Source organism: Peptoniphilus lacrimalis DSM 7455 (genome assembly GCF_000378725.1).
In the GTDB taxonomy this organism is placed as follows: Bacteria; Bacillota; Clostridia; order Tissierellales; family Peptoniphilaceae; genus Peptoniphilus_A; species Peptoniphilus_A lacrimalis.
Window position 1 is genome coordinate 1 of record NZ_KB900382.1, and the last position, 8,779, is coordinate 8,779.

Consider the following 8,779-nt stretch of genomic DNA (forward strand, 5'->3'; position numbering starts at 1 on the left):
ACTTTAGCATCGTCTGCACCTAGAGCTGGAGCCCATTTTGCATCTGCAACTTTCCATTCTTTATCTGCTACGATTGTTGGTTCGTATGCTTTTAGGTCTTTGTAAGTTGCTGTATCTTTTACGTTGTATGCTAGTTTTGCAGCTTTTTCTGTTTGTTGTCCGTCTGCTCCAATTCCCTTTAATGTTCCGTGGTCACCTTTTTCGAATGTTACTAATACATATCCTTGTGGTGTTTGTGGATCGTCTGGGTTTGTTGGTATTACGGTCTTGTCTGCGCTTGCTTTGAATGTGAATGTATTTCTTTTACCATTATAATATTTTCTATTGTTTGTATCAACTTTATGATCTGTTGGTTCCCAAGTTACTTCATTCTTATATCCATCTTTATATGTGATATTTGTTGGGAAGTCTGTATCAGCTAATGTTGCATTTGGTTTAGCGTATGTTGTTTTGCCATTAGTATTTATATTATCTATGCCTTCTCCTGCTTTAAAGATAACTGTAATTTTATCTCGTGGTAGGTCTTCTTTTTGTGGTGCGTCTGGATCTGTGTTATTAGGATCTATAACTACTACATGTTCGCTTACGATTAACATTTGTTTGTCTACTTCTAATGAAGAGCCATCGTCAAAGGTAAGTTTTAATTTACCCTCAAATTTTCCAGCTTTACTTGAACCTCTTGCTGGTACAGTAATATCTGTTACTATTGCTTCTTCTATTAGTTTCCATGCTGCATCTGAATTCTTATCAGCTGGTTCTACTCCGCTTTTCCAATCAATATCATCGTCTTTCCAAACTTTTATTGTTTTCGGATTTAGTCCGCCAAGTTCTCTAAGTTGATCTGCTTTTGATAAAGTTAAAACTATTTGTGATCCATCTTTTAATGAATTTGTTATGCTTAGCTTGAATTCTTTATCATCAAGTGTAATTAATCCGCTATCTTTTCCGTCAACTTTATATTTTATAGCATCTGTTAAATTGTTTAGCTCTTGTGTTGTTGCTCTTCCTTTTCCAGCAATTCCTTGTGCTATATTATATTTTGTATATTGATCTGTAGGTAGTGGTATGCTTAGGGCTTGTCCTGCAAGTTTTACTCCTTCAGCTGTTATATTAACACCTGTAGTTGTAGGTAGCTTATCAGCTGCAAGTTCTTGTCCTTGTGAATCTTGATAAATTACTTCTACAAATGGGCTTGCCAGTTCTATAACTGTAAACTCAAGCTTAAGTTCTGCACCTGAAGGGCTTGTTGATGCATTTGTATATGTTGCTCTAACTTCAAAATTATCAATAGTTTTAACTACAATGTTATATGAGTCAACGTTTAAACCTACTGGCACCTCAAACTCAATTGTTTGTTCTCCATCTTGAGTGAAGTCTATAGTTACTCGTTTGCCATCTTTTTCTGGATAATATTCGTTATCATCTACGTCATATATAAGAAGCTCGCCAGTAAATTTGCTATTGTTAAATAAAGACCAGTCAAAATTTTGTGCTCCATTGCCAAGTCCTTTTGTAGTTAGTTTTACTGTCATTGTTTCTTTTCTTGTTGCATTAATTGGTGCACGTCTAAGTCTATTACTTTGTAATGCGCTTCTTAATGCAGGTTCTTTTACTTCTTTTATTGCTCTTTTGTCAATCTTAAAGATTTTTTTGTTTCCTTCATTAGTATATGGTACTTCATTTCCAGCCTCAACTTTATCTTTCGGTAAATTTTGACCTACCGCATAAATTGGACTTGCTATGGTTGAAAGTATCATAACCATTGCTAATAATAAGGAAATAGCTCTTTTTTTCATAACTTCTCCTTTCTAAGTTATTGTAAGGGGAGGAAATCTCCCCTACAATATCTCCTACTTCTTATCTCTTTATCTAACTCTTAGTCTAAATGGATTTGTAGTGTAATCTGCTTTTCCATCTGTAGCTTTTACAGTTCCTTTAAAGATTATTGTGTCTCTTTTTTCAAGTGTAAAAGCTGAACCATCTTTATTTAAAAGATCTACCTTACTTTGTCCTTGTGGAATATTTGCTACATCTTTTAATTTTGTTTCTTGTCCTTTTCTCTTAATAGTCATCTCTATAGTAGCATCAGCCATAGAAGAATCTATCATAAGATAATTGTCTCCTGCAACTGGAACTTCAACTTGGATTGTAAATACTCTTGATAGATTTGCTTTTACATCAGTACCTGCACTGTTACCAAATTTGTCTTTTGCTGTGATCCAAATTTCTGTCTTGTCTTCTACTCTTACAAGTTCTTTAATTTTTTCAAAAGCTAAAGCCTTATTTTCAAATTTAAGAATTTGATTACCTTGAGTTCCCTTTGGACCCTTTGTGCCGTACTCGATTATTATTTCTCCTTCAGGAAGTTCATCTAAAGTTGCTTTTAAATCAATATATCTTCTGAATTTTTCTTCTTCTGTTTTAGCAGTTACAGTAGGACCTTTTTTGTCAACTATGACATAGTGGTTTGTATCTGCTACTGGATCTGAAGGTTTAGCAGGCTTCATTGGAGTGTATGGTTTGTCAGTTTCATCGCCAACAGAATATGCTGGTTTCTTTCCTGGCTCATTAGATACGATTCTAATCATATCGTCATTACCTACTCCTGTGAGTGTAAGCTCTACTGTTTTTCCACCTTCGCCTGTTTTTGTTACATTATAAGGATCTCCACAATCAACCCATTTATTTTGAGTTTTATCCCATTTTTGAGGTTGATATTTTGTTCCTGGTACTACTTGGTTTTTAGGATCCGGTTGAGGTATATCAAATTTTATCTTTGTATTACCTTGATCATCATTTGGAACTTGATACATATTTGTTACAGGATAAGCTGGAAGTAATTTTGTAATAACAACCTTAGCTTGTTTTCCGTCAATATGTTGTACATTTCCGGAACCGTCATCAATAGCTTTAGTGTAGTTTCCATAGATAGTTCTCTTTTGTTCATCATCAGGAAGTCCTTTTAAATCTAAAGTTTTGATAACTAATTGGTTACCTTGAACTGTAGCTGTTATTCCATTTGAATCCTTAAATGTTCCGTCTGGTTGTTTTACAAAGAACAAGTCAAGTTTTCCATCATTCTTTTGAGGGATTTGCAATTTTAATCCATCAACATTATTTTTGATGTCATCTGAGAATTTGATTTTCAATTCAGTGTCTGATTCTTTAACTGATTCAAATTCTGGAACAGGAATTGTTTCAGGAGTGTTTGTAAGAATGATGTCATATCCTTTTACTTCTTTTATTGCTCCAACTTCTCTTACTAGAGATTGTCTTGAAGTTGCAGATGTATAAGCATCCAAACTTCCGTCACTATTTTTGATTGTAAATGATTGTCTCTTTGCTAGAGGATCTCCATATCTGTCCCTGTCAGTATCAGTTTCGTGTAAATTCTTAGGAGCATTTGTTGCTATATCAAGTAATGATCCGCTGATTTTTACATAAGTTGAAATTCCAAGATCTGCCCAATCATAAACTTCTTGAGAGCCTGGTTTTTTAGGTTGTTTGAAATTGTTATAAACATTTTCTTTTCCTTCTGGAATAACTACTGATATAAACGATTTTCTTAAACCTTCTCTATCATAACCTGGTTGTTGTCTCCATATTAGAGGTTTTCCATAGTTTACATCATATTCTTTTATGCCATCTTTTATAGGATTGTATGTTGCTTGTTGCAATACTGTAGGTGTTGAATAGTCAGTTACAGCTGTTCTATATAGGATACCAACTTTCAAGTTTTTCTTTTTGCTTGCATCTGTAAGGTCTTTATACTTACCATATTTATGATTAGGATCTTGAGTAGTATCTATATCCTTATATTGTGGATGAACTGTAATATCGAAATAATCTCTATAGTTAGCATATAGATGGTAATCCTTACCTGACTTTAGAATTTCTTGTACACTCTTATTTACAGAGTATGAGAAACCATTAGGAACATATGCCTTAGAGTCAGTTTGAAGAAGTAAGATTGTTTCTGTATTCTTAGGAAGAGAAACTTTAGGTTTTCCTGGTCCTCCTGTAGTCCAGCCATCTTTTATTTCTCCAATTCTAACATTGTTTTGTCCAGCTACAAATTTTGACAATTTACTTTCATCATACTTATCTGCATCTGTAATATTTGAGAACTGATTCATTGTCCAGCCCACAAATGTTCTTCCTTTCATTCTAAAGTTTTCAAGTCTTTTATCATAGTCGTCATAATTTTCATCAGTTGCACTTACACTTCTATTTGATTCGTATTTGTATGGAGCTAATGGTAACTGTTTAATAGTGTTAGTTTTTCTCAAGTTGTCTTTTGTTGATGATGTCATGGCATCTATCTTTTGATTTGTTAATGTTTCATCAGCCAAACTATAAGGAATTCTAACTATAGTTTCTTTGTCAGCTAGAAAATTACCTTCCTTATCATAAGTGTTATTTGAGTGAAGAACTAATGATGGAGCTCCCCAAACTGCATAAACTTTTCTGTTCTTATCTACTGGAGAGTATTCGTTAAAGATATAAGTTTGTTTATCTTCGTCAACTTCTTTCCATTGATCTAATTTTGTAAGAACTTCTCCATCTTTTTCAAGTTTATAAAAATCATTAATATCTGCTAGAGGTTTTGTAGTCCAAGCGATAACTGATAAACCATCAGTTCTTACTTTTCCTTGTGCATCTAAATGAAGTTCTTGATCAAACTCTGCATCTGGGTAAAGTCTCTTCATGAAGGCTTCTGTTTCAGATTTCTTTATAGTATCACTTGCGTTATTTATGTCATAAACAAAACCGTCGTGATTAATAAGATTTGCATATTTTTTATTTTTATCTTTGCCATCTACTAATGAACGTCTTGCTAAAGTTACAGTTTTATCAGTTTCATCAACTCTAATGTTGTCTTCGCCTTGTTTAGCAATAAATCCATTTGGTACATAGTTTGTGTTTTTAATAGGCTCAACTTTTTCTCCTACTACAGGAGCTAAAACTGAGTATTGTTTATTAAGTGGAACTATCCTTGTAAAAGATACTTGTTCTTTCGGATATGTTACGAACTCAACCTTTGCTTGAACTTGTTCGTAAATTGGTTCTGAATTTAATGAAGTATCTCTAAATGTGTTAAGAACAAAAGCTTGGTCTTTTATTAATCCTAAACTCTTAACATTGGATTCTTTATTAGTAGATTCTATATCAGCTCCGTCTGTGTACTGTTTAGTGATCTTAAATTTAAGTCCCTTATACTCTTTTCTATCATCTCCAAAACCGTAAGTTCTCTTGTCTTCTAAATCAGCTGGTTTTAAAGTTTGTGCTGCATCTTTTCCATCACTTAAACCATATTCACTTGGATTTCCATTATTATCATATTTTGTTAATTCAATCCAGTTTGAACCGAAGAATTTTTTCTTTGGATTTTTTTCATTATCAACATGGATAGTAGATAAAACTCCGCCTTCGTCTCTAACTATACCTGTTACAAATTCATCATCTGTGAAGATTTCGTCAACTATAGGAACTGCTTGTTCTCTTATAGCTGAACCACCAATTCTTGAAACTGAGTGTTCCATATATAGTGGATTGTAGAAAATGTCTTCTTTACCAGCATATTTTGGATTTCCAACAACTTTATCGTCCCTAACTTTTGATAAAGTAAATTCTGTACCCGCTACAGGAGTAAAATCATTAATTGTTCCCAGAGCGTTACCATATCTTCCATTAGATTCTACAATGTCCATCTTGATTTCGTTGGCATTGAAATCTTTTTTAGTCCAAACATTCTTTGTTGGAAGCCAAACAGATAATTCTGTACCTTTATCGATTGAGAATCCTGAAGGTTCAGCTTGGGATTTATTATCCATTGACCCTCTTCCGTATACTGGAATGAAATAATCCCAACCTCCTTTATTGTTCTTCTTCCAATAAAATCCTTCTTTTTTCCAGGACTTCCATGAGCCTTCTGGTCCTCCCATGTTAAACATAAAGTCATCAGCATCATTATTTGATAACAATTCAGTTTTAAAACTTATTGCAGGGTCAAATTGGAAACGAAGCATAAGCTTTTTATTGGCATCAAGATTTATATCTTTATCTGTTTTTACAGTAAACTTTCTAAATCCTGGTACATTTGATGTTATATAACGAGTGTCAAAAACAAAGTTTTTAACAAACTTTTTCTCTGTTATAAGGTCTGAAGATATCTTTTCAGGGTCTATGTTGTATTCAAATACAAGGAAGAAACCATCCTTAGTTGAATCAGATGAATAGATACTTGTTGTTTCATCATTAGGCAAAATTTTTGAATTATAATGACTTGGATCAGTAGCATCAAGTTTTGCATTCTCTCTGTCTACAAATCTGTTACTTCCAATTTGTAAGAAGATGGATTTGTCAGGACGCGTTGAGATAGGTCTTCCGTGCTGATCAAGTGCAAATTTTCCTGTATTTGGATCTATCTTAACTCCATTTAAATCTTTGGCGAAAAGTTTTATTTCCTTACCATAAGCTTTTTCAGCCGCATTATAATGTCTAACAGTACCTATCTCAGTATTTTGACCATTAATATCTATATATTTTATAAACTCAGGGTCTAAAGTTTGTCTTACAGCTACTGCTTCATCTTGTTTATTGTAATCGTCTAGGTTTCCATTTTTTGTAGGAACATAAACCAGTGTAACCTTTTTATTTATCTTATCAAGTAAAAGAGTTGAATAAGCTGTATAAACCATATCCATCTCGGCATCAGCTGCATTAAGAGCTGTTGACTCTATAAGATCTTTAGGATGTCCAACTTTATCTCCTACTACTGTTGTTTTTGTATAAGTGTTGTATGAGAAGTTTGTATACTTACGTTTTTTTCTAGGTGTTGAGTCAGAGAACATCTTTGAGCCGTCACCGTTAAAGGTACGCATTTGGATAAGCCAAGTTTTGTCGGCAAAATCTCTAGCCCAATTTACATCATTTTTTAATACAAGGTTTACTTCGTAGTGTCTGTATGAAATCCCTGCATCTTTAAACTCTATAGACTTAGTCCAAGCTTGTTGATTTGGAATTATTGTATCTTTAAACTTTAGAAAATCAACTCTAGAGCCTACAGAATAATCTACTTGTCTGTGGATTATATAAGATTTATCCCAGTCAGCTGCTAAGTAGATTTCTTTTGGAAATCTTAGTACGTGATACTTCCAAACCCCTGTTGTAGCTGCCTGTTGTTGAGATATGTTAAATCTTAAAACAAGGTTACCATCTGCATTTAAATATTTTCCTTCGTAGTTAATACCTGTTGTACGTAAAGGGTCTGTTCCCCCTTGTCCGTTAATAACCTTAACTCCTTCTGGAAATTGCCAATATTCACTTCCATCGTCTGTCTTAGCATCTTTGTTTACCCAAGGAACTTTTGGCTTTCCTTCTGCATCAACACTTCTAGAAGATGTGCCAGGAAGTTGTGGTTCTTCAGCAAAGATGTTGAGTGGCAATATTCCTATTAGCATTATTAGCGACAAAAATAATGCCATAAATCTTTTTGTTATTTGTTTGTCGTTCATTTCTTTACCCCTTTCTATAATTTTTTTTAGTTGTTAGTTGTTATTTTTATAATCACCCCTTAATTAAAAACTAGTAGTAATTTGAATATTAAGTCATTTATAAGTTAAACTTATCTTTAAGTAAATGACAAATTGTAAAAGCAAGTGTAAGGATAAATAAAAAACTTGCACCAAAAATAAAACAAGCAATCAAGGGTATGCATTAGCATATCCTTGTATGTAAGCAAAAGCTTTCATATGCTTTATTGTTTATTTTGTGCAAGTAAATATACCGCTATAATACCCCCCCCGCATGTATTTATTCTTGGATTTTAAGGGTTTTTGTTATTACTCTTACTTTATTACAAATCCAACATGCGATTTGAGTACCATTACTTGTTAATTTAGTTTTCATAGCCATTATAACACAATCTGCATAATTTTCATATAGTTTTTATTCAATTTATACGTTACTTTTTGATAATAATAACTTAATAAGAACATATTAAAGTATTAAATAAAAATAAATTTGCTAACATTAACTTTATATGACCTTTTTTATGTGGAATTTTGGTCAGTTTCTCTTCTTTAGCTATATTTGTTGCATAGGCTTTTTAGGTATAAAAATAGCGGTCATAAATGACCGCCAAAATTTTTAAATTATTATTCTAAGATTTTAGAAACAACGCCTGATGCAACTGTTCTTCCACCTTCACGAATTGCAAATCTTAATCCTTCATCCATTGCTATTGGTGTTATTAGGGTTACTGTGAATGTTGCATTATCTCCTGGCATTACCATTTCTGTTCCTTCTGGTAATTGGATATCTCCTGTTACGTCTGTTGTTCTGAAGTAGAATTGTGGTCTGTAGCCGTTAAAGAATGGTGTGTGTCTTCCGCCTTCTTCTTTTGTTAGTACGTATACTTCTGCTTCGAATTTTGTGTGGGGATGTATTGAGTTTGGTGCTGCTAATACTTGTCCTCTTTCGATTTCGTTTCTTTGTACTCCTCTTAGTAGCGCTCCGATGTTGTCTCCGGCTTCTGCTTGGTCTAGTTGTTTTTTGAACATTTCTACTCCGGTTACTACTACGGATCTCTTTTCGTTTGTTAGTCCTACGATTTCTACTGTGTCGCCTACTTTTACTGTTCCTCTTTCTACTCTTCCTGTTGCTACTGTTCCTCTTCCTGTGATGGAGAAGATGTCTTCTACTGGCATTAGGAATGGATGGTCTACATCTCTTGCTGGTGTTGGAATGTATTCGTCTACTTCTTCCATTAGTTTTA

Annotated in this window: 3 protein-coding genes; all 3 read right to left on the minus strand. The window is 33.5% G+C overall.

Annotation, left to right across the window (positions count from 1 at the left end; all coding sequences use genetic code 11):
• Positions 1-1,796 (minus strand): hypothetical protein (locus F594_RS09360; RefSeq protein WP_036746392.1); only part of this gene is annotated, 1,796 nt, incomplete at its 3' end.
• 69 nt (positions 1,797-1,865) lie between these two features.
• Positions 1,866-7,517 carry a hypothetical protein gene (locus F594_RS0108995; protein WP_019035345.1) on the minus strand — a complete coding sequence of 1,884 codons (5,652 nt, stop codon included), beginning with the start codon at positions 7,515-7,517 and terminating at the stop codon, positions 1,866-1,868.
• A gap of 642 nt (positions 7,518-8,159) precedes the next feature.
• Positions 8,160-8,779: EF-Tu C-terminal domain-related protein (locus tag F594_RS0109000; RefSeq protein WP_026302292.1), on the minus strand; the 620-nt coding region annotated here is incomplete at its 5' end.

Bases quoted from the DNA above. Each gene is read 5' to 3' on its own strand.
- F594_RS0108995 (WP_019035345.1), bottom strand. From the start codon at position 7,517: ATGAACGACAAACAAATAACAAAAAGATTTATGGCATTATTTTTGTCG.